Genomic DNA, 23,646 nt, shown 5'->3' on the forward strand with positions numbered 1-23,646 from the left:
GGGACAATAGGCCGGAGAAGAAGAATGACCACGATCTCGCAAACTGCCGGGCGGACTTTACGCCCATCCTCATCGGGCGGATTTTTCAGTGCCCTAGCCCTGCGCCTCACCGCGCTGTTCGACCGGCTGGAGCGCCGCTCCGCCGTCAAGACCCTGAACGAGCTCGACGACCGCGCCCTGCGCGACATCGGCATCACACGCAGCCAGATCGAGGATGCCGTGTACGGGCAGTTCAAGACCGAGCTGTCGCGGTATCTGTGATACTCGCGTGTCCAGAAGCGCTGCAGCGGGAAACGCTGCTGCGCAGAGCCGGGACCCAGCGGATCGCACTCGCTGACGCATGGGCCCCGGCTCTGCAGCGCATCGGCGAAGAGACGCTGCGCGGCGTCCGGGGCACGGGAGCGCGAGTGTGGCTCGCAATGACGGAGTCTGCTGCCCTTCAGTGCCTCACCACCAGCACCGAGCACTTGGCGTAGCGCACGACGTGGCCGGCGTTGGAGCCGAGGAAATAGGTGCGCATCGCCGGGCGATGCGAGGTCATCACGATCAAATCGGCCTTCACGTGCACGGCTTCCTCCAGGATCTCGTGATAGATGCCGCCTTGGCGCACCACGCTGGAGATGCGGGACGGCTCGATGCCGGATTCCCGCGCGACGATGGCAAGCGCCTCTTCCGAGGTCTGGCGCTGTTGCTCGTCGAAATCGGCCGGGACGTACTCGGCCAGCATCACCGGCGTCATCGGCAGCACGTTGAGCAGGCGCACGGTGCCGCTCCAGGTCTGCGACAAAGTCGCCGCGGTCGCGATCGCCGGCTTGGCGAGATCGGTGTCGGCGAGATCGATGGGCACGAGGATGGACTTGAACATCTGCGCCTCCCTGAAGACCAAGCTGAACAACCGGTCGAGACGGCGCCCGCGCGTCTCTAGCTCGATCGAAGCAGCTTGGGGCTGACGAACAGCACCAGCTTGCCGCGGCGGTAGGCCACGTCATCCCAATCCTTGACGTCAAAGTCGAAGATCGCAAGCCCCGCTGTGGGCAGGTTGTCGCCGAGTGCCTTGGCGCCATCGGGATCGCCGCCGCCGATCAGCATGAGCGCGACCTCGTGCATGCCGGGATTGTGGCCGATCAGCAGCAGCCGCTTCGGATCGGCGGGGGCGGTTGCGGTGCGAATGGTGTCCAGGATCTGCGCGGGATCGGCGCCATAGAGTTCCGGCAGGACCTCGACCTGCGGCGCCGGGACGCGGTCCTTCATCGCCTCCCAGGCGATGTCCCAGGTCTGACGGGCCCTCACGGCGTGGGAGACCAATACGGTATCGGGGAAGGGCGGATGGGCCGCGATCCAGTCTCCCATCCGCGCGGCATCCTTGTGACCGCGGTCGTCGAGCCGGCGGTCCTGGTCACGGCCGCTCGGTGCGTCGGTCTCGGTCTTGGCGTGACGCAGCAGCATCAAACGGCGCATGGCATTCTCGAATCGTTCCACGTCCACGATAATCTACAGGCGCCGGTTGAGGACAAGGTGACAGGCGCCCGGTTGGTATCTTAAGAAACGCTATGAGCGAGACTTTCACAAGCGTGTCCCAGGAAGAAGCCGGCTTTCGCGACCGCGTGCGGCTGTCGTTCGATCTCGATGCCGACATTTGTGTGATCGGGGCGGGCCTAGCTGGGCTTACCGTGGCGCTGGAGGCGGCCCGGCTCGGGGCCAGCGTCGCGGTGCTCGAGGGTCGGCATATCGGCTGGAACGCCTCCGGCAACCAGCTCGGCACCGTGATGCCGGGCTTTGCGCTGCCGCTCACGGACCTGATCGAGCGCATCGGCTTGGAGGACGCCCGCGAATTGTGGACCCTGTCGAAGCAGGGCGCCGCGTTCGTCCGGGCCAACGCCAGCGAAGAGAGCATGCCGGGGATCGGCCTCAGCGACGGCGCGCTGGAGGTCTCCAACGTCGATGCAGGCGACCGGCTGATCAGCCGGCTGCAGATGCTGAACGAGGATTTCGATACCGAGGTCGAAGGCTGGCAGGTCGATCGCGTGCGCGAGGCGCTCAAGACCGATCATTACTTCCACGGCGTGTATTATCCGAAAGCGTTCCAGGTCGACGGCCGGAAATACGTGCACGGCCTTGCGGCGCTGGCACGGCGGGCAGGCGCCCGCATCTTCGAGGACACGCCGGTCGTCAGCATCGATCATTCCGGCATCCGCAAGCGCATCGTCACGCCCTCGGCGCGGCTGCGGGCGAGCCACATCGTGCTCGCCGGCAACATTCATCTCGGCGCCCCCTCCAAGCGCCTGTCGGAGACGCTGCTTCCGGTCTGGCGCTATGCCGGCGTGACCGCGCCGCTCGGCGAGCGTGTGCACGAAATCATCGCCTTCAAGGGATCGGTGATGGATTCCGACGGCGTCGACCATTTCCGGGTCGTCGACGGCGACCGGCTGATGTGGGAGAGCCCGGAGACCACCTGGGCCGCGCGTCCGCAGCGCTTCGCCGGCGCCATCAAGCGGCGGATCCGGACGATCTTTCCCGAGCTCGGCAATGTCGAGATCACCGACATCTTCGGCGGCGCCACCGGCCAGACCGTGCACGGCATGCCGCAGATCGGCCAGCTGCGCAAAGGCCTGTGGGTGGCGAGCGGCTTCGGTCGTCAGGGCATGAACACCTCCGCCATGGCCGGACAGATGATCGCACGCAGCATTTTGTGGGGCGATGAGCGCTGGAAGCTGTTCTCGCCGTTCGAACTGGTCTGGGCGGGCGGCGCCACGGGGCGCGTCGCCGGCCAGCTGGTCGGGATCTGGGGCAGGGCGAGCTCCGCCGCCGCAGGTGCGCTCGCCCGCTATCGCGAGCGCGCCAGGGTCAAGGACAGGCAACGCGAGGCCCGCGTCGCCGAAGCCAACCGCGCCGCCGGCACCGGTCCGCGCCGAGCGCCGCCCGGCGTGCGACCCCGGCCGGCGCCACCGCCGAAAGCCGCGGTCGGCGCTGCGGAACCGGTCGTGCACGAGGACCGCGTCTCGCAATAAGTTGAGCGAAATTCCGCTCCGACGTGTAACTTGGGCCGGCAGAAGCCCGTATCTCAGGGCGTGGACTTCCCGCGCACGGAGAATGACATGCTTGACCGCCGCATCCTGCTCACGACTGTCGCCGGCCTGTTTGGCCTTTCGGCCTTGCGCTGGCTGAGGGGAACACCTGCCGAGGCCGGCGAGAAGGCCGCGCAGAAGTTCGAGATCACCAAGACGGAGGCCGAATGGCGCGCGCAGCTCACGCCGCAGCAATATGAGATCCTGCGCAACCACGGCACCGAGCGGCCCGGCTCCAGCCCGCTGCTCAAGGAGAAGCGCAAGGGCATCTTCGCCTGCGCCGGCTGCGACCTGCCGCTGTTTACGTCGGAGACCAAGTTCGAGAGCGGCACCGGCTGGCCGAGCTTCTATGCGCCGATCGAAGGCAATGTCGGCAAGACCGAGGACCGCAGCTACGGCATGGTCCGCACCGAGGTGCATTGCCGGCGCTGCGGCGGCCATCTCGGCCATGTCTTCGACGACGGCCCGAAGCCGACCGGATTGCGCTATTGCATCGACGGTTTCGGCTTGGTCTTCCATCCCGCGGCGGCGTCGGCGACGTAGGTTTCACGGGAGTCATTCCGGTCCTGCGGACCGCTCCGGAACGACAGGATGCCCCGGCAATTGTTGCCGGTCCCGGCAAATGTGCCCCGGTCGTCAGACCGGGGCTTTTTCATTAAGTCATTGATTTGCTGAAGATACCCGCATTGGCATAGGCCTTGCGACGTCTCTTTCCGATTGCGGCCATGGTCGACCGGCCGCCGAGATCGGATTTGGAGACAAAGTTATGGGTATCTTCGATGCAATGAACACCTCGGTGGGTGGCCTGCAGGCGCAGTCCTTCGCGCTGCAGAACATTTCCGGCAACATCGCGAACTCATCCACCACCGGTTACAAGGGCATCGGCACCAGCTTCGTCGACCTCATTCCGGACTCCTCAGTCCCGAGCAAGCAGGTGGCAGGCGGCGTGCAGGCCAACGCCAAGGCTACCATCACGACGCAGGGCACGATCTCGTCCTCCAGCGTCGCCACCAACATGGCGATCACCGGCGACGGCTTCTTCTCGATCCAGAAGGCGAGCGGCGTCGTCGACAACGTGCCTGTCTTCACCGGGGTGACCTACTACACGCGGCGCGGCGACTTCCAGCTCAATGCCAACGGCAACCTGGTCAACGGCGCCGGCTATTATTTGATGGGCGTCACCGTCGACCCGAAGACCGGCAACCCGACCGGCAGCGTGGCAAACGTCCTGCAATTCCAGAACAACTTCATTCCGGCGCAGGCGACCACCTCGATCCAGTACGCGGCGAACCTGCCGACCCAGCCGAACACGGTGGCAAAAACCACGGCATCGACCGGCACCTTGCTCGCCGCCGGCGGCCTGAACCCGTCCGATTTCGCCGCCAACCCGCTGCCGGTCGGCACGCCGCCGGCGCCCTATGCCAACGCGACGGTCTCGGGCGCGGCCGCAACCGGCAACATCCGCTCGGCCTATTCTTCGACGACGGCCACGGGCACAGTTGCGCTCCAGAACAATTCCTCGGCAGTCGCCTCGACCACCACCTCGCTCGACAATGCCGCCGGCACGCATCTCGCCTCCAGCATTCTGACCGCGTTGAGCGGCCAGACGCTGACCATCAACGGCAACACCATCACGTTCAACGGCGGCACCACGGTCTCGACCGTCGGCAGCAACACCACGATCGGTCTCGGTGCGGGCACCACGGCGACAGTGGCCGACATTCTGAATGCGATCCAGACCGCCGGCGGCGCCGGCGTCACGGCCTCGCTCTCGGTCAGCGGCAATATCCAGATCGCGACCGGCACCGGCACGGACGTTGCGATCGGCAGCGGCACGGCCGCCACCGCGCTCGGCATCAGCAGCGTGACACGCGGCGGCAACGTGCTGTCGTCGCCGGCGATCTCCGGCGCGACCGTGTTGAGCGGCAGCGCGACGGCCGGCGGCGCCCAGGTGCTCACATCCGGCTTCTCCGCCGGCGACACCATCACCGTCAATGGTCAGACCCTGACCTTCATGAACTCCGGCGCCTCGGGCCCGAACCAGATCAACGTCACCGACAACGTCACGACCCTGCTCGGCAAGATCGATGCGCTCTCCGGCGCCTCGGGATCGTCGGTCAGCAGCGGCGGCGTGATCACGCTGAACACCGGCACGGTCTCCAACCTGACGGTCTCCAGCTCCAACAGCGCGGCCTTCTCCGCGCTCGGCTTCACCTCGACCATCACCAGGAATCGCGAGGGTGGCGGCACGGCCGGCACCGGCGGCGTGATCGGCAACGACATCGCCACCTTCACCAAGGAATCGATCAGCGGCGGCGCGGTGACCGCCTACAATGCCGCCGGTACGCCGGTGAACCTGCAATTGCGCTGGGCCAAGACCGACAGCGCCTCGCTGGGCGCAGGTCATTCCGACAGCTGGAACCTGTTCTACCAGACCGACCCGAACGCGACCGGCACGACGGTCGGATGGGTCAATACCGGCCAGACCTTCACCTTTGCCGCCGACGGCTCGCTGACCTCGCCGAGCGGCTCGGGCATCACCATCAACAACGTCACCGTTAGCGGCCAGTCGCTCGGCTCGGTCGCCTTCAACATCTCCTCGGGCGGCCTGACGCAATATGCCAGCACCAGCGGCGCGGTGACGATCAACACCATCACCCAGAACGGCTACGCCGCCGGTCAGCTCCGCTCGGTCGCCGTCAACAACAACGGCGTGGTGGTCGGCACCTTCTCCAACGGCCAGAACCTCAACCTCGCGCAGGTGCAGCTGTCGCACTTCAACGGCACCAATTATCTGAAGGCGATGGACGGCGGCGCCTATGCCGCGACCGAACAATCGGGTGACGCCATCGACGGCGCTTCGGGCACCATCAGCGGCTCGTCGCTGGAGGGATCCAACACCGACATCGCCGACGAATTCACCAAGCTGATCGTGACCCAGCAGGCCTATTCGGCCAACACCAAGGTGATCACGACGGCAAACTCGATGGTGCAGGATCTCCTCAACGTGTTGCGCTGATCGGCGCGTGACGTAACAAAGGCGGGCCAGTGATATGGGTTTGAGTTCAGCCCTCGCCAGTGCGATGAGCGGTCTGCGTGCCAACCAGGCCGCGCTCTCGATCGTCTCCTCGAACGTCGCCAATGCGCAGACGCCGGGTTACGTCGTCCAGACGCCGAACCAGATCGAGGTCACCACCGGCGAGTTCGGCGCGACGGCGATGACGACCGGCGTCAGCCGCCTGCTCGACACCTATGTGCAGAACCAGCTACGGACCGAGACCGGCGGCGGCGGCTACGCCGACCAGATGGCCAACATCCTGAAGCAGCTTCAGAATGTCTACGGCACGCCCGGCAATTCCGGCACGCTCGAAAGCGCGCTGAACAAGTTCACGACGGCGCTGCAGGCGCTGTCGACCAGCTCGGGTGCGTCGTCGGCGCAGACCGTCGCGCTCGGGGCGGCCCAGGCGCTCGCGACGCAGCTCAACGTCACCACCAAGGGCATCCAGTCGCTGCGCTCCAACGTCGAACAGGATCTCGGCAATTCGGCGCAGGCCGCCAATGCGGCCATGAAGCAGATCGCCGACATCAACACCAGGCTCCAGGGCCTGTCGGCCAACGATCCCTCGGCCGCAACGCTGATGGACCAGCGCGACCAAGCCATCAACACGCTGTCGAAATATGTCGACGTCCGCGTCACCACCGACAATTCGAACCAGGCCAACATCTACACCACGACCGGCATTCAGCTGGTCGGCGCCGGGCTCGCCTCCGAATTCTCCTTTGCCTCCGCCGGCGCGCTGTCGGCAACGTCCCTCTACAACATCGACCCTGCCAAGTCCGGCGTCGGCGCGTTCAACATCAAGCTGCCGAACGGCTCGCAAGTCGACGTCGTCGCCAACAACGTGGTGTCGTCCGGCCAGATCGCGGCCGATCTGAAGCTGCGCGACGACATTTTGGTGCAGGCGCAGAACCAGATCGACCAGCTCGCCGCCACGATGGCGAGCGCGCTGTCCGATAAGACAACGGCGGGCAGCACGGTCACCGGCCCGCCGGCCGGCTTCGATCTCGAGCTCGCCGGTGCGCTGCCGGGCAACACGGTCAACATCACCTATACGGACACGGCGACCAACACGCAGCGCCAGATCACGCTCGTCAACGTGACCGACCCAGCCGCGCTGCCGCTCCAGAACGCGACCAACGCCAACCCGATGCGGATTGGCGTCGACTTCGCCGGTGGCATGGGCGCGATCGCCTCTGCGCTGAACACCGCGCTGTCGGGCACGCATCTGTCGTTCTCCGCCGCCCCGTCGCCCGCGACCGCCACGACACTGAGGGTGACCGACGACAACACCGGGCTTGCCAAGGTCGGTTCGGCCTCGACCACCAAGACGATCTCGTCGCTGACCTCGGGCAATCCGCAGCTGCCGCTGTTCACCGACGGCGGGCAGGCGCTCTACACCGGCGCAATCACGGCGTCGGGCTCGCAGATGACCGGTCTTGCCGGGCGCATCGCCGTGAACACGCAGCTCGTGACCGATCCCACCCGGATGTCGGTCTACAATACCTCGCCGGTGACGCCCGCAGGCGACACCACGCGTTCGGACTATCTCTACTCGCAGCTCACCAGTGCAGTGTTTTCCTATTCGCCGCAGAGCGGCCTCGGCTCGGCGAGTCAGCCCTTCACCGGCAGCGTCTCGAACTTCCTCCAGCAGTTCCTGAGCGTGCAGGCCAACGCCGCGACCCAGGCGACCCAGCTCCAGCAAGGCCAGAGCGTCGTGGTCTCGACGCTCCAGGCCAAGTTCGACTCGACCTCCAAGGTCAACCTGGACTCGGAGATGTCGAACCTGATCCAGCTTCAGAATGCCTATGCCGCCAACGCCCATGTCATGTCGGTGGTGCAGACCATGATGAACACGTTGATCCAGGCTCAACTGTAAACAGTAACAGGGCTCCGAAAGATGGCGATCAGCAGCATCAACTATTCTTCGTCGATCCTGGGCGCGCAGATCCGCAACATCAATCAGCAGCTCACCGACCTCTCGACGCAGCTCTCGACCGGCAAGCTGTCGCAGAACTATGCCGGCATGGGGACGAACGAGGGCTTTGCGATCGCCGGGCGCGCGCAGCTCTCCAACATCGCCGGCTATACCGACACGATCACCAACGTCAACGTCAGCATCAACCTCGCCAACACCGCGCTGCAATCGCTGACCAAGATCCGCAGCACGGTGCAGACCGGCTCGGCCTCTACCGCGCAGGACCTCAACGTCAACGGTCAGACGATTGCCCAGAACACCGCCGCCGCCCAGTTCGGCTCGATGGTCGGTGTCCTCAACACGCAGACCGGCAGCCGCTATCTGTTCTCCGGAACGGCCGTCAACACCCAGTCAGTCGCCGATGCCGGCGACATCATTAACGGCACCACGACGCAGGCCGGCTTCAAGACCGTCATGGCCGAGCGCCAGGCCGCGGACTTGGGGGCCAGCGGCATGGGCCGCCTGGTGCAGACGCAGCCGACGGCGAGCTCCGTGCAGGTGTCGGAGGACGTCGCCGGATCGCCGTTCGGCCTCAAGATCAAGGCGGTGTCCTCGACGCTGAACGGGGCGACCGTCACCGGCCCGAGCGGCTCGCCGGTGTCATTCTCGGTCGATCTCAACGGCGTCAATCCGAACAACGGCGACAAGCTCAGCATTCAGTTCACCCTGCCGGACGGCACGACCGAGCAGATCGACCTGACGGCCTCCTCGGCAACGCCGACGCCGCTCGGCAGCTTCGCGATCGATGCGAGCACGCCCGTCAACCCGAACAATACCGCTGCGAATCTCAACACGGCGCTGAACACCGCGATTCAGAAGCTCGCCAACACCTCGCTGGTGGCGGCATCGGCGATCGTTGCGGGCGACAACTTCTTCAACACCGCGAGCTCTGCGATCGGCACCCCTGTCAACAACCAGGCGGCGCCGCCGACCCCGGTCACCGGCGCGACGGCGCTGTCGGGCGCGAGCCCCTCGGACTCGATCTCGCCGGGCTTCGTCGCAGGCGATACCATCACCGTCAACGGGACCACGCTGACCTTCGTGGCCTCGGGCGCGACCGGCAACCAGCTCAACGTTACCGACAGCATCCAGAGTTTGCTGAGCAAGATCGACACGATCACGGGCACGTCGAAGCCCTCGACGGTCCACGGCGGCTCGATCACGATCAACACCGACGATGCGGCGAGCCTCAACATCACGACGTCGAACACCGGCGCGCTGAGCGCGCTCGGGTTCAGCTCGACGCCGGTGACCGCCGCGCAGCCGCCGCTGCGCGTCGGCTCCTCGCCTGCGAGCTCGGCGACCACGCTGGTGAACGGCTCGGCCAATACGGTGAAATGGTATTTGGGCAATGACGGGCCCGGCTCGGCGCGCTCGACCGCGATGGCGCGGGTCGACGATGCCGTGACGGTGCAGTACGGAGCCCAGGCGAATGAGGATGCGATCCGCCGGCAATTGCAGGCGATCGCGGTGTTCGGCACCTTCTCGACCTCGCCGACCGGGCAATATTCGGGCGGGCAGGTCTCGGCGCTGAGCCTGCGCACGACCCAGGCGCTGACCCAGCAGCCCGGACAGCAGCGCATCGAGGACATCCAGACCGACATCGCGATGGCCCAGAACACGATGAAGGACGCGAGCACGCGCCAGACCCAGGCCAAGGCGCAGCTCCAGACCATCATTGACCAGGCGGAATCGGCTTCGCCCGACCAGGTCGCGAGCGAGATCCTGGCGCTGCAGAACGCCCTGCAGGCGTCCTACCAGGTGACCTCGAACCTGGCGCAGCTCTCGCTCGTCAAGTTCCTGTAAGGAAGCGTTAAGACGCCGTTAACCATGCCTGTTTACCTCTTGGTGAGGATTGCAAGCGGGGGCGGAGCGGTCGATGTCGGACAATTTGCAGGTGGTGGTGGCGACGCCTTGCTTCGGCGGGCAGGTGTCGAGCATCTATGCGAGCTCGATCTTCGCGTTGCAGCGGGCCGTGCACGGCATGTCCAATCTCGAGCTCAAGGTTCTCCTGCGCGACGGCGACGCGCTGATCACCCGTGCGCGGGCCAACCTGGTCGCGATGTTCCTGGACGATCCGAAGGCGACGCATTTCCTGTTCATCGATGCCGATATCGGCTTCCGGCCGGAGCAGGTGTTCCGCCTGATCGAATGCGGCGCGGACGTCGTCGCCGGCTGCTATCCGATCAAGCGGGTCAACTGGGACAAGGCCGCGCGGGCGATCCAGTCGGGTCGGGCCGACGTGCCGGCCGCCTCGCTCGACTACGTGCTCGAGATCGAGGATCCCGACCGCATCGTGGTGGTCAACGGATTTACCCGCGTGCGCTATGCCGGCACCGGCTTCCTGATGATCCGGCGTCACGTGCTGGAGGCGATGTGCCGCCACCCCGACTACGCGAACCTCCAGTTCTTCCGCGAACATTCCCATGATGCGCTGGCGGCGAGCCGGAACCGGTTCGCGCTATTCGAATGTATGATCGATCCGGCGACCGGCACCTATCTGTCCGAGGACTTCGCCTTCTGCAAGCGCTGGACCGACATCGGCGGCGAGATCTGGGCCGACATCCAGAGCCCGCTCGACCACGTCGGGCCATCGGTGTTCCACGGCGACATCGCCTCGCAATTCGCAGCCGTGCCTGCGGCGGCGGCCGATGCCGCGGCGTGAGCCTTTCGGGATGAGCGGCGGCCCATCCCCTCGGCGCGAGATGCAACGCGCCGCCGACGGCGGCTCGCGTTATCGCCTGCGCGACCTCTTCACGCCGCTCGACACGCTGCTCGTTTCCGGCGGAGATCCGCGCCTGGCGCTCGATCCCACCGGCCGCGCCAACGCCTATGGCTGCCCGGCTTCGCCGGAGCCGGAGGTGTGGAATTTCGCCTCCTCGACCGCGTCGACGATCTCGCAGGCGGCCTATGACCGCGCCGCGTTGGCGCGTGAAGAGCTGATGCACAAGTGCCTGCTCGACGAGGTCGAGCTCGCTTTCGATGCACGCTGCGAAGATATGCGCGACGAGCTGCGCGGTCATCTCCAGCTCTCGCCGCGCGTCGACGTGGTGTTCTCGCCGTCCGGCACGGACTCCCAGCTCCATGCCCTGTTCCTGGCGCGCGCGATGCTCGGCGCGCGGCCGGTGACGATCGTGGTCGGCGCCGACCAGACCGGCAGCGGCACGGTCCATACCGCGCGTGGACATCATTTCAGCGCCCTGACGGCGAGCGGCTTCGCGGTTCGCAAGGACGGTCCGGTCGCGGGGCTGGCCGGCGCCAGCATCTCGCTGCCGCTGCGCGCGGCGGGGGACGGGATCGCGATGCGCATGGACGCCGATGAAGCGGTGCTGCATGCGGTCGAGGCCACGATCGCGCAAGGCGCGCCGGTGCTGCTCCAGATCATGGATTCCTCGAAGCTCGGATGGCGTGCGCCGAGCGCGGCCTGCCTCGACGAGATCGCGCGGCGCTGGCCGCGCAAGGTCCAGATCGTCGTCGATGCCTGCCAGGCCCGACTCGGCCGCCGACGGCTGCGCTCCTATCTCGGCCGCGGCTATATGGTGCTGATCACCGGCTCAAAATTCTTCGGCGGACCTGCCTTCAGCGGTGCGCTGCTGGTGCCGAAGGGCCTGTCGCGGTCGCTCGATCGCGTCGAGGGGATCGCAGCTGGAATCCGTGATTACGCCGGCCGCTGCGATTGGCCGATGGCCTGGACGGCGCTGCGTTCGCGCTTCGAGCGCCGTCCGAATTTCGGTCAATGGCTGCGCTGGGAGGCGGCGCTGGCCGAGATCGGCAGCTACTACGGCGTGCCCGGGGCCTTCCGCGCCGGGATGCTCGCCGAGGTCGCTGCCGGCATCGACAGCATGATCGCATTGTCGCCGTCGTTGCGCGCTGTTTCGGCCGCGACCCACGCGGCCGGCATCGACGATGAGGAATTCGCGCAACCCACCATCTTTCCGTTCACGCTGCTGCGCGACGGCAAGCCGGTTTCTGTTGCCGAGACCGCTCCTGTTCATCGCGCGTTGGCGCGTGATGTCAGCGAAGGGACCAACGGCAGCACGGAGGACCGTCAGGTCGCCGCGCAGCGCTGCCTGATCGGCCAGCCGGTGCGGCTGGAGCGGCAGGACGAGACGCCGCAGGCCGTGCTGCGCCTCTGCGTCGGCGCGCGGCTCGTGACTGAGGCCTGGTCGCCGGACAGGGCGGAGGCGCAGCGCAACGTGCAGCGCCTTCTCGACCAGATCGCCCACGTCCTGGTGAAGATCGAGCTGCTGCTCGCCGGTGGCGCAGCGGCGGCCGTGCCAGTAAAGTCCGCGTTCGAGGTGTGAGATGCAGCATCCGGTTTCCGCGCCGATCGGCCTGACCGCGGCGAACTATGCCGACCGCGTCGGCTTTGCGCAGCTGACGCGCCGGGCCTTCGAAGGCGTCGATCTGCATCCGTTGCGCGATCAGCTCGTCGCGCGCATCGCGGCGGGGACCGCGCTGGCGGGCGAGGGGCTGGACCTGTCGTTGATCACCCAGCTGCTGGGTGACAAGGATCGGGGGCTTGCGATCCAGTCCGAGGTGCTGGCCTTCCATCAATTGTTCCGAACGCCTAGCGCCGCCCCGAAGCCGGGCCTGCGCCTGCTCGCGCTTGCAGCCGACATCGACATGGGCGGCAACACGCCGATCGATTTCCTGCTCGAGGGCTCCGATGTCGAGCTGTTGACTCTCTATGTGATCAAGGGCGTCGGGTTGCCCGAGACCTTGCCGGAGCACGACGTGGCCATCGTGGTCGCGTCCGATTCCGAGGAATGCCGCGAGGCGCTCGCGCTGATCGAAGGGGCCGCGCCGCACTGGCCGCGGCCGCTGCTCAATCGCCCCGATCGCATCGGCAATCTCGATCGCGACAAGCTGTATCGGCTGCTGATGGACGTGCCCGGCCTCGACATTCCCGCGACCATCCACGCAACGCGCGCGCAATTGTCGGACCTCGCGCAGGCGCGGATCGCATGCGCGGACATCGCAAGCGAATTGCACTTTCCGATGATCGCGCGGCCGCGCGGCTCGCATGCCGGCGTCGGGCTCGCAAAGCTCGATGATGCGGCGGCTCTGGCGGCCTATCTCGCCGAACGGAAAGAGCAGGACTTCTTCGTCGCACGCTTCGTTGATTATGTGAGCCCCGACGGGCTCTACCGCAAATATCGCCTTGCCATGGTCGACGGCAAGCCGTACGCGTGCCACATGGCGATCGCCGACCGTTGGGACATCTGGTATCTCAACGCCTACATGGCCTTCAGCGAAGAGAAGCGGGCCGAGGAAGCCGTCTTCATGCGCGACTTCGATCATGCTTTCGGCGAGCGTCACAGAAACGCGATCGAGGAGATGAGCCGGCGCGTCGGCCTCGACTATTTCATCGTCGATTGCGCCGAGAACGCGGGCGGCGAGCTTCTGGTGTTCGAGGCCGACAACACCGCCGTCGTGCACAACATGGATTCGCCGGTCGTGTTTCCTTACAAGCCGCCGCAGATGCGCAAGATCTTTTCAGCGTTCACGGCGATGCTGTTGCGGCATGCGAAGACGGGCGGGGAGAGCGCAGCATGAACGAGATCATCCGCAATACGCAAAGCTCCGTTGCGGATGCCCCGCTCGATCCGCAGGACTGGAGCGAGTTTCGCGCGCTGGCCCACCGCATGCTGGACGAGACGATCGACGGCATCGCCAACGTTCGTGCGCGCCCCGTCTGGCGGCCGATTCCCGATGACGTTCGTGCGGCATTCAGGTCGGACGTGCCGCGCGAAGCGAGCGACCTTGCCGAGGTCTGTCGCGAATTCTCCGAGCATGTCGCGCCCTATGCGACGGGCAACGTCCATCCCGGCTTCATGGGCTGGGTGCATGGCGGCGGCACCGCCGTCGGTATGCTCGCGGAGATGCTCGCCGCCGGCCTCAACGCCAATCTAGGCGGACGCGACCACATGCCGATCGAGGTGGAGCGCCAGATCGTCGACTGGATGCGCCGCCTGTTCCTCTTTCCCGAGAGCGCGAGCGGCATCTTCGTCACCGGCACGTCGATGGCCAATCTGATGGCCGTGCTGGTGGCGCGCACCACCGCGCTCGGCACGCTGGCGCGGCAGCACGGCATCGGCAATGACGGTGCGCTGCTCGCGGCCTATACGTCGCAGGCAGCGCATGGCTGCATATCGAGGGCGATGGACATTGCCGGGTTCGGCACCGATGCGCTGCGCAAGATCCCAATCGATGCCGATCATCGCATCGACGTTGCCGCATTGCGCGCGCAGATCGCCGCCGATCGCGAGGTCGGCTTCAAGCCTTTCCTGGTGGTCGCATCCGCAGGCACGGTCGATATCGGTGCGATCGACGACCTCAGGGCGATCGCTGCGCTGTGCAGCGAGGAGGGAATCTGGTTTCACGTCGACGGCGCTTTCGGAGCGCTCGCGATCCTGTCGCCGGAGCTTGCGCCGCTGCTCGGCGGCATCGAGCTTGCGGATTCCATCGCACTCGACTTCCACAAATGGGGGCAGGTGCCGTACGATGCAGGCTTTCTGCTGGTGCGCGACGGCGAGCAGCATCGGCAGGCCTTCGCGCAGCCGGCGGCCTATCTGAGCCGCGAGGCGAGGGGGCTTGCGGCGGGCACAGTCTGGCCCTGCGATCTCGGTCCCGATCTGTCGCGCGGCTTTCGTGCGCTGAAGACGTGGTTCACGCTGAAGACGTTTGGCACCGACCGGCTGGGCCGGGCAATCGCACGAAGCTGCGCGCTCGCCAAATATCTGGAGGCGCTCGTGCTGGCCGAACCGCGGCTGGAATTGCTGGTGCCGGTCAATCTCAACATCGTCTGCTTCCGCTATCGCAGCGGGGATGCGGTCAATCGCGAGATCGTCGCCGACGTCCAGGAGTCCGGCATCGCCGCGCCATCGAGCACGATGCTGGACGGAAAGTTCGCGATCCGCGCCGCGATCGTCAATCACCGCACCGAGGCGGCGGACATCGATGCGCTGGTCGCTGCCGTGCTGCAGTTCGGTGACCAGCGGAGCGGCGGAGTGATCGAGGTCGACGCGCCGCCGCTCGTAGCGCAATAGCTTGACGAGCGCCTGAAAACGACAACGGCCCCGGAGACGATCCGGGGCCGTTGTCGTTGGCGCGAACGCCTGTATCAGGCGGCGGCGGTGCTGACGTCGTCCTTGTCCGCTGCCGCCGTGGGATGCGTGGCCTCGAACTGGTTGCGCAGCTTGTCCTCATAGGCGATCAGCTTGCGGGCGTCCTTCAGCGCTCGGTAGAGGTCGCCGTTCAGGATGTTGTTGTTGATGCCTTCGATGATCGGCCAGGAGCTCGGCACCGCGGTGACGATGTCCCGCACCAGGTTGAAATAGGTGCCGTGTTGGGTCTGCGGATCCGGGGAGATGTACATGAGCTGGACCGCCAGATAGACGAGCTTGGCGGGCGTGTCGGCGGTCTCCGGCGTGAGGATGTCGCGCTCGCGCAGGATCGGAACGTTCTCGCCGTCGATCAGGAGGCGGGCCCGCTGGTCGGTGTTGGTGATCACGGAATTGCCGACGATGATGCGTTCGTGCGGCTTGAGCTCGACCTTGAGGGCCATTCCTGTTCTCCATCAACGCTTTCGTAACCGAGCGTTCGTTGCGGCCTGTCAGACCCTGATTCTCGCTTGCAACTAGTTAACGAGCTGTAAACTCAGGTCCTTCCGGCCAAAAAGCTCAATGCTTTCAAGGGCGGGATTTGGCGGCGGTACGACTGGGCGCGCCGCTTCCGAGGCCGAATCACGCGTGACCGGGTAAAAGCGCGGATTTCATTTCATGTTTCGTTAGAGGTCTCGGCGCCACGGTCCGCCGTCGCTGGATCAATCGCGATCCAAGCAGACGTGTAACAGTAGCGTCGTTTACCAGAAAGGTAACAGAGTCATGTCCGGTATCGTTCTCTCCGCATCGGTTCGTCAGAACCTGCTCTCCCTCCAGTCCACCGCTGATCTTCTCGCCACCACGCAGAACCGTCTGTCGACCGGCAAAAGCGTCAACTCGGCCCTGGACAATCCCACCAACTTCTTCACGGCACAGTCGCTCGACAACCGCGCCAGCGACATCAACAACCTGCTCGACGGCATCGCCAACGGCGTGCAGGTGCTGCAGGCTGCCAACACCGGCATCACCTCGCTGCAGAAGCTGATCGACTCTGCGAAGTCGATCGCCAACCAGGCGCTGCAGACCACGGTCGGCTACTCCACCAAGTCGAACGTCTCCGCCACCATCTCCGGTGCGACGGCGGCCGACCTGCGCGGCACGACCTCCTATGCCAGCGCGACGGCGAGCAGCAACGTCGTGTATAGCGGCGCGGCCGGCGGCACCACCGCGGCGACCGGCACCACGACGCTCGGCGCGACCATCGGGGCGTTCACGGGCACGGCGGGAACGGCCGGCGACGGCACCACGGCCCTGACCGGCACGATCACCCTGATCGCCACCAACGGCACGACCGCAACCGGCCTGCTCGGCAACGCCCAGCCCGCCGACGGCGACACGCTGACCGTCAACGGCAAGACCATCACCTTCCGCAGCGGCACCGCTCCGGCTGCGACCGCCGTTCCGACCGGCTCGGGCGTCAGCGGCAACCTCGTCACCGACGGCAACGGCAACACCACGGTCTATCTCGGCACCGCCGGCACTCCGGCTGCGAACGTCAACGATCTCTTGACCGCGGTCGATCTCGCCAGCGGCGTCAAGACGGTCTCCATCAGCTCGGGTGCTGCGACGTTTGCCACCAGCGTCAACCAGACCGCTTCGAGCGTTGGCGGCGGTGCCGTCACGCTGAGGAGCTCGACGGGCGCGGATCTGAGCGTCACCGGCAAGGCCGACCTGCTCAAGGCGCTGGGCCTGACCAGCTCGGTCGGCGGCGGCAACGCCACCGTGAGCGTCAACCGGACCACGAGCGCCGCCTCGCTGGGTGCGACGATCACCGACGGCTCGACGCTGAACGTCAACGGTCACGTCATCACCTTCAAGAACGCGCCGATCCCGGGCTCGACCGGTGCGCCGAGCATTCCGACCGGTTTTGGTGCGAGCGGTAACATCCTCACCGACGGCAACGGCAACTCGACGGTCTATCTGCAGGGCGGCACGCTCAACGACGTGCTGAAGGCGATCGACCTCGCCACCGGCGTGCAGACCGCGACGATCGCTGCCAACGGCACCGCCACGCTTGCGACGGCTTCCGGCCAGACCAACTCGTCGGTCAACGCCTCGGGCCAGCTGAAGCTGTCCACTGGCGTCAATGCCGACCTGTCGGTCACCGGCACCGGCAACGCGCTGAACGCGCTCGGCCTCGCCGGCAACACCGGGACGGCGACCGCCTTCACCGCGGCTCGCACCTCCGGCATCGGCGGCATCAGCGGCAAGACCTTGACCTTCACCTCCTTCAACGGCGGCACGGCGGTCAACGTCACCTTCGGCGACGGCACCAACGGCACGGTCAAGACGCTCGATCAGCTCAACACCAAGCTGCAGGCCAACAACCTGTCGGCGACGATCGACGCCAACGGCCTGCTGACGATCTCGACCACCAACGACTACGCGTCCTCGACCATCGGTTCGAGCGCCGCGGGTGGTGCGATCGGCGGCACGCTGACCTCGTCGCTCACGTTCTCGACGGCTTCCAGCCCCGTCCAGGACGTCGTCGCGCAGACGGCGCGTGCGAACCTGGTGTCCCAGTTCAACAACATCCTGAACCAGATCGACACCACCGCGCAGGACTCCTCGTTCAACGGCGTCAACCTCTTGAACGGCGACCAGCTCAAGCTGGTGTTCGACGAAACCGGCAAGTCGAACCTCAGCATCACCGGCGTGACCTACAACTCCAAGGGTCTGGGCCTCGCCTCGCTGACCAGCGGTGTCGACTTCATCGACAACGCCGCCACCAACAAGGTGCTGACCAACCTGAACGCCGCCTCGAGCACGCTGCGCTCGCAGGCCTCGAGCCTCGGCTCGAACCTCTCGGTGGTGCAGGTCCGTCAGGATTTCAACAAGAGCCTGATCAACGTGCTGCAGACCGGCTCAGCCAACCTGACCCTGGCCGACACCAACGTCGAAGCGGCCAACAGCCAGGCGCTGTCGACCCGCCAGTCGATCGCGGTCTCCGCGCTGTCGCTGGCCAACCAGTCGCAGCAGAGCGTGCTGCAGCTGCTCCGCTAAGGCGCGGACGACATCGCAAGACGATCACGGCGGCGGGGCTTCGGCCCCGCCGCTTTCTTTTGTGCCGGCATCGGAATGCTGCTCGGCGGAGGGAGTGCTGCATTCGAATGCAGCCAATTGCTCACTCTGAGTTATGGTTGACAAGTCGCAAATGCCTCCTAGCTGCCCGAAAAAGTATCATCCTATCATGATGATATCGGTGAGCACGTTTGGGCCTCGAAGGCGCATATGGTGAATCCGCGCAAGGACTGGCGCGACACGCTTCATGCTTTGTTAGCCCTCCGCGTTCACCGTCCCCGACATCGATTAATCCTAATCGAAGTCCTGTTGCGTTGCGTACCAGAAGGGTAACACTCAATGTCCGGTATCGTCCTCTCCGCGTCGGTTCGTCAGAACCTGCTCTCCCTCCAGTCCACCGCTGATCTTCTCGCCACCACACAGAGTCGTCTGTCGACCGGCAAGAGCGTCAACTCGGCCCTGGACAATCCCACCAACTTCTTCACGGCACAGTCGCTCGACAACCGCGCCAGCGACATCAACAACCTGCTCGACGGCATCGCCAACGGCGTGCAGGTGCTGCAGGCTGCCAACACCGGCATCACCTCGCTGCAGAAGCTGATCGACTCTGCGAAGTCGATCGCCAACCAGGCGCTGCAGACCACGGTCGGCTATTCCACCAAGTCGAACGTCTCCACCACCATCTCCGGTGCGACGTCGGCCGACCTGCGCGGCACGACCTCCTATGCCAGCGCGACGGCGAGCAGCAACGTCGTGTATAGCGGCGCGGCCGGCGGCACCACCGCGGCGACCGGCACCACGACGCTCGGCGCGACCATCGGGGCGTTCACGGGCACGGCGGGAACGGCCGGCGACGGCACCACGGCCCTGACCGGCACGATCACCCTGATCGCCACCAACGGCACGACCGCAACCGGCCTGCTCGGCAACGCCCAGCCCGCCGACGGCGACACGCTGACCGTCAACGGCAAGACCATCACCTTCCGCAGCGGCACCGCTCCGGCTGCGACCGCCGTTCCGACCGGCTCGGGCGTCAGCGGCAACCTCGTCACCGACGGCAACGGCAACACCACGGTCTATCTCGGCACCGCCGGCACTCCGGCTGCGAACGTCAACGATCTCTTGACCGCGGTCGATCTCGCCAGCGGCGTCAAGACGGTCTCCATCAGCTCGGGTGCTGCGACGTTTGCCACCAGCGTCAACCAGACCGCTTCGAGCGTTGGTGGCGGTGCCGTCACGCTGAGGAGCTCGACGGGCGCGGATCTGAGCGTCACCGGCAAGGCCGACCTGCTCAAGGCGCTGGGCCTGACCAGCTCGGTCGGCGGCGGCAACGCCACCGTGAGCGTCAACCGGACCACGAGCGCCGCCTCGCTGGGTGCGACGATCACCGACGGCTCGACGCTGAACGTCAACGGTCACGTCATCACCTTCAAGAACGCGCCGATCCCGGGCTCGACCGGTGCGCCGAGCGTTCCGGCTGGTTATGGTGCGAACGGTAACATCCTCACCGACGGCAACGGCAACTCGACGGTCTATCTGCAGGGCGGCACGCTCAACGACGTGCTGAAGGCGATCGACCTCGCCACCGGCGTGCAGACCGCGACGATCGCTGCCAACGGCACCGCCACGCTTGCGACGGCTTCCGGCCAGACCAACTCGTCGGTCAACGCCTCGGGCCTGCTCAAGATCTCGACCGGCGTCAACGCCGATCTGTCGGTCACCGGCACCGGCAACGCGCTGAACGCGCTCGGCCTCGCCGGCAACACCGGGACGGCGACCGCCTTCACCGCGGCTCGCACCTCCGGCATCGGCGGCATCAGCGGCAAGACCTTGACCTTCACCTCCTTCAACGGCGGCACGGCGGTCAACGTCACCTTCGGCGACGGCACCAACGGCACGGTCAAGACGCTCGATCAGCTCAACACCAAGCTGCAGGCCAACAACCTGACGGCGACGATCGACGCCAACGGCCTGCTGACGGTCTCGACCACCAACGATTATGCGTCCTCGACCATCGGTTCGAGCGCCGCGGGTGGTGCGATCGGCGGCACGCTGACCTCGTCGCTAACCTTCTCGACGGCTTCTACCCCCGTCCAGGATACGGTTGCCCAGACCTCGCGTGCCAACCTGGTCAATCAGTTCAACAACATCCTCCAGCAGATCGACTCGACTGCCCAGGACTCCTCGTTCAACGGCGTCAACCTCTTGAACGGCGACCAGCTCAAGCTGGTGTTCGACGAGACTGCCAAGTCGAGCCTCAGCATCACCGGCGTGACCTACAACTCCAAAGGTCTGGGCCTCGCCGCACTGACCAGCGGTGTCGACTTCATCGACAACGCTGCCACCAACAAGGTGCTGACCAACCTGAACGCCGCGTCGAGCACGCTGCGCTCGCAGGCCTCGAGCCTCGGCTCGAACCTGACGATCGTGCAGGTTCGTCAGGACTTCAACAAGAACCTGATCAACGTGCTGCAGACCGGCTCGTCCAACCTGACCCTGGCCGACACCAACGTCGAGGCGGCCAACAGCCAGGCGCTGTCGACCCGCCAGTCGATCGCGGTCTCCGCGCTGTCGCTGGCCAACCAGTCGCAGCAGAGCGTGCTGCAGCTGCTCCGCTAAGGCGCGGACGACATCGCAAGACGATCACGGCGGCGGGGCTTCGGCCCCGCCGTTTCTTTTTTGCGCACTCGGAGATTTCGAGGAGGGCAGAAAAGTAACCAGCGGTTATGGTTAACCGAGCGTAAGCGTCAGGAATTGCCAATAGTTTCAGATGGATTGCGAGCCGTGCCCGTACGTTCGACTCGCTTATGGTGAACCGGCGCTTATGCGGGCGTCATGCGTTTCACCCTTTATTAGCCATGTCACGGCACCCTGTGCCCGTCACTCGATCCAGAAGCGATCGAACGAAGACGCGTAAGCCAGAAGGGTAAGAGTCATGTCCGGTATTGTTCTCTCTGCGTCGGTTCGTCAGAACCTGCTGTCTCTCCAGTCCACCGCCGATCTTCTCGCCACCACACAGAACCGTCTGTCGACCGGCAAGAGCGTCAACTCGGCCCTGGACAATCCCACCAACTTCTTCACGGCACAGTCGCTCGACAACCGCGCCAGCGACATCAACAACCTGCTCGACGGCATCGCCAACGGCGTGCAGGTGCTGCAGGCCGCCAACACCGGCCTGACCTCGCTGCAGAAGCTGATCGACAGCGCCAAGTCGATCGCCAACCAGGCGCTGCAGACCACCGTCGGCTACTCCACCAAGTCCAACGTTTCTACCACCATCTCCGGTGCGACCGCGGCCGACCTGCGCGGCACGACGAGCTTCGCCAGCGCGACCGCGAGCAGCAACGTGCTGTATAACGGCACGGCCGGCGGCACGACCGCTGCGAACGGCACGACGACGCTCGGCGCCACCATCGGCGCCTTCACGGGCACCGCGGGAACGGCCGGCGACGGCACCACGGCCCTGACCGGCACGATCACCCTGATCGCCACCAACGGCACGACCGCCACCGGCCTCGTCGGCAACGCCCAGCCCGCCGATGGCGACACGCTGACCGTCAACGGCAAGACCATCACCTTCCGCAGCGGCGCCGCGCCGACGTCGGCCGGCGTTCCGGCTGGTTCGGGCGTCAGCGGCAACCTCGTCACCGACGGCAACGGCAACACTACCGTTTACCTCGGCACTGCCGGTACCCCGGCTGCGAACGTCAGCGATCTCTTGACCGCGATCGATCTCGCCAGCGGCGTCAAGACGGTTGCCATCAGCTCCGGCGCCGCGACAATCGCCACCAGCTTCAACCAGACCGCTTCGAGCGTTGGCGGCGGTGCCGTCACACTGAGAAGCTCGACGGGTGCGGATCTCAGCGTCACCGGCAGAGCCGACCTGCTCAAGTCTCTCGGCCTGAGCGCATCGGTGGGTGGCGGCAATGCCACCGTCAACGTGAACCGGACCACGACCTCGGCCTCGCTCGGCGCGACGATCACCGACGGTTCGACGCTGAACGTCAACGGTCACGTCATCACCTTCAAGAACGCGCCGATCCCGGGCTCGACCGGTGCTCCGAGCGTTCCGGCTGGTTATGGTGCGAGCGGTAACATCCTCACCGACGGCAACGGCAACTCGACGGTCTATCTGCAGGGCGGCACGGTCAACGACGTCTTGAAGGCGATCGACCTCGCCACCGGCGTGCAGACCGCGACGATCGCCGCCAACGGCACCGCGACGCTTGTGACCGCCACCGGTCAGTCGAACTCGACGATCAACACGTCCGGCCAGCTCAAGCTCTCGACCGGCATCAATGCCGACCTGTCGATCACCGGCAGCGGCAATGCGCTCAACGTGTTCGGCCTCGCCGGCAACACCGGCAGCGCGACCGCCTTCACCGCGGCCCGCACCTCCGGCATCGGCGGCATCGCCGGCAAGACGCTGACCTTCACCTCCTTCAACGGCGGCACGGCGGTCAACGTCACCTTCGGCGACGGCACCAACGGCACGGTCAAGACGCTCGATCAGCTCAACACCAAGCTGCAGGCCAACAACCTGTCCGCGACGATCGACGCCAACGGCCTGCTGACCATCACCGCCTCCAACGACTATGCGTCCTCGACGCTGGGCTCGACGGCTGCCGGCGGTGCGATCGGCGGCACGCTCACCTCGGCCCTGACCTTCTCGACCGCTTCCACGCCCGTCCAGGATGGCGTTGCCCAGACGGCGCGTGCCAATCTGGTGACTCAGTTCAACAACATCCTGAACCAGATCGACACCACCGCGCAGGACTCCTCGTTCAACGGCGTCAACCTCTTGAATGGAGACCAGCTCAAGCTGGTGTTCGACGAGACCGCCAAGTCGAGCCTGAACATCACGGGCGTGACCTATAATTCCAAGGGTCTCGGCCTTGCCTCGCTGACGGTCGGCGTCGACTTCATCGACAACGCCGCCGCCAACCGGGTGCTGACCAACCTGAACGCCGCCTCGAGCACGCTGCGCTCGCAGGCCTCGAGCCTCGGCTCGAACCTCTCGGTGGTGCAGATCCGGCAGGACTTCAACAAGAACCTGATCAACGTGCTGCAGACTGGCTCGTCCAACCTGACCCTGGCCGACACCAACGTCGAGGCGGCCAACAGCCAGGCACTGTCGACCCGGCAGTCGATCGCGGTCTCCGCCCTGTCGCTGGCCAACACGTCGCAGCAGAGCGTGCTGCAGCTGCTCCGCTAACAAGCAGCTGAAATCACTGACTAAAATCGAGCGGCGGGGCCTTGGCCCCGCCGCTTTTTCTTTGCGTCCGGGGGCGGGCAGGGGCGTTCATCGGCGGTTAACCCTATCCCTTAAACCGCCGTTAACCATACTTTAAAGGACAC

16 protein-coding genes are annotated in these 23,646 nt (G+C 65.8%); 13 read left to right on the top strand and 3 right to left on the bottom strand.

The window, feature by feature from the left end; translation table 11 throughout:
* The first annotated feature begins 24 nt into the window (after positions 1-24).
* The gene (locus ABIA40_RS05585; protein WP_036015631.1) at positions 25-261 is read left to right on the top strand and encodes a DUF1127 domain-containing protein; all 237 of its coding nucleotides are present in this window, start codon (positions 25-27) and stop codon (positions 259-261) included.
* 178 nt (positions 262-439) lie between these two features.
* Here ABIA40_RS05585 and ABIA40_RS05590 read toward each other — a convergent pair whose 3' ends face one another.
* Positions 440-865 (bottom strand): universal stress protein, encoded by a 426-nt coding sequence (locus tag ABIA40_RS05590; protein WP_036015633.1) that lies wholly within the window; start codon positions 863-865, stop codon positions 440-442.
* A 56-nt stretch (positions 866-921) separates the two neighbouring features.
* Complete coding sequence (locus ABIA40_RS05595) at positions 922-1,458, bottom strand: histidine phosphatase family protein (protein ID WP_275502468.1); 537 nt, start codon at positions 1,456-1,458, stop codon at positions 922-924.
* Positions 1,459-1,550: 92 nt separating this feature from the next.
* On the opposite strand from ABIA40_RS05595, the gene ABIA40_RS05600 reads away from it, so the two are divergent.
* The 9 genes from ABIA40_RS05600 (at position 1,551) to ABIA40_RS05640 (ending at position 15,153) form a co-directional block, all read left to right on the top strand.
* Positions 1,551-3,008 (top strand): NAD(P)/FAD-dependent oxidoreductase, encoded by a 1,458-nt coding sequence (locus ABIA40_RS05600; protein WP_404539718.1) that lies wholly within the window; start codon positions 1,551-1,553, stop codon positions 3,006-3,008.
* Positions 3,009-3,095: 87 nt separating this feature from the next.
* Positions 3,096-3,608: a peptide-methionine (R)-S-oxide reductase MsrB gene (gene msrB, locus ABIA40_RS05605; protein ID WP_036015643.1), complete on the top strand. Its 513-nt coding sequence runs from the start codon at positions 3,096-3,098 to the stop codon at positions 3,606-3,608.
* Between the two features lie 223 nt (positions 3,609-3,831).
* The gene (locus ABIA40_RS05610; protein WP_157280822.1) at positions 3,832-6,084 is read left to right on the top strand and encodes a flagellar hook-basal body complex protein; all 2,253 of its coding nucleotides are present in this window, start codon (positions 3,832-3,834) and stop codon (positions 6,082-6,084) included.
* 34 nt (positions 6,085-6,118) lie between these two features.
* Entirely contained in the window at positions 6,119-8,002 is a 1,884-nt protein-coding gene (flgK, locus tag ABIA40_RS05615; protein ID WP_275502469.1) for a flagellar hook-associated protein FlgK, read from the top strand.
* 21 nt (positions 8,003-8,023) lie between these two features.
* Entirely contained in the window at positions 8,024-9,907 is a 1,884-nt protein-coding gene (locus ABIA40_RS05620; protein ID WP_157280820.1) for a flagellar protein, read from the top strand.
* A 73-nt stretch (positions 9,908-9,980) separates the two neighbouring features.
* On the top strand, positions 9,981-10,766 hold the full coding sequence (locus ABIA40_RS05625; protein ID WP_404539723.1) for a hypothetical protein: 786 nt from the start codon (positions 9,981-9,983) through the stop codon (positions 10,764-10,766).
* Between the two features lie 40 nt (positions 10,767-10,806).
* Positions 10,807-12,405: a hypothetical protein gene (locus ABIA40_RS05630; RefSeq protein WP_404539726.1), complete on the top strand. Its 1,599-nt coding sequence runs from the start codon at positions 10,807-10,809 to the stop codon at positions 12,403-12,405.
* 1 nt (position 12,406) lies between these two features.
* Positions 12,407-13,660, top strand: a complete 1,254-nt coding sequence (locus tag ABIA40_RS05635; protein WP_404539729.1) for a RimK family alpha-L-glutamate ligase — start codon at positions 12,407-12,409, stop codon at positions 13,658-13,660.
* The gene (locus tag ABIA40_RS05640; protein ID WP_404539731.1) at positions 13,657-15,153 is read left to right on the top strand and encodes a pyridoxal phosphate-dependent decarboxylase family protein; all 1,497 of its coding nucleotides are present in this window, start codon (positions 13,657-13,659) and stop codon (positions 15,151-15,153) included. The genes ABIA40_RS05635 and ABIA40_RS05640 overlap by 4 nt, the downstream gene beginning before the upstream one ends.
* Positions 15,154-15,227: 74 nt before the next feature.
* On the opposite strand, the gene flbT is transcribed toward ABIA40_RS05640, so the two are convergent.
* Positions 15,228-15,671, bottom strand: a complete 444-nt coding sequence (flbT, locus tag ABIA40_RS05645; RefSeq protein WP_404539733.1) for a flagellar biosynthesis repressor FlbT — start codon at positions 15,669-15,671, stop codon at positions 15,228-15,230.
* A gap of 319 nt (positions 15,672-15,990) precedes the next feature.
* Between flbT and ABIA40_RS05650 the strand changes: the two genes are divergently transcribed.
* The 3 genes from ABIA40_RS05650 to ABIA40_RS05660 all read left to right on the top strand — a co-directional run bounded on the left by ABIA40_RS05650 (position 15,991) and on the right by ABIA40_RS05660 (position 23,503).
* On the top strand, positions 15,991-18,270 hold the full coding sequence (locus ABIA40_RS05650) for a DUF1522 domain-containing protein (RefSeq protein ID WP_404539735.1): 2,280 nt from the start codon (positions 15,991-15,993) through the stop codon (positions 18,268-18,270).
* 357 nt (positions 18,271-18,627) lie between these two features.
* Positions 18,628-20,907 carry a DUF1522 domain-containing protein gene (locus tag ABIA40_RS05655; RefSeq protein ID WP_404539738.1) on the top strand — a complete coding sequence of 760 codons (2,280 nt, stop codon included), beginning with the start codon at positions 18,628-18,630 and terminating at the stop codon, positions 20,905-20,907.
* A 316-nt stretch (positions 20,908-21,223) separates the two neighbouring features.
* The gene (locus tag ABIA40_RS05660; protein ID WP_404539741.1) at positions 21,224-23,503 is read left to right on the top strand and encodes a DUF1522 domain-containing protein; all 2,280 of its coding nucleotides are present in this window, start codon (positions 21,224-21,226) and stop codon (positions 23,501-23,503) included.
* Positions 23,504-23,646: the final 143 nt, after the last annotated feature.

Origin of the sequence: Bradyrhizobium sp. USDA 223, assembly GCF_044909005.1 — a bacterium.
Lineage (GTDB): Bacteria > Pseudomonadota > Alphaproteobacteria > Rhizobiales > Xanthobacteraceae > Bradyrhizobium > Bradyrhizobium yuanmingense.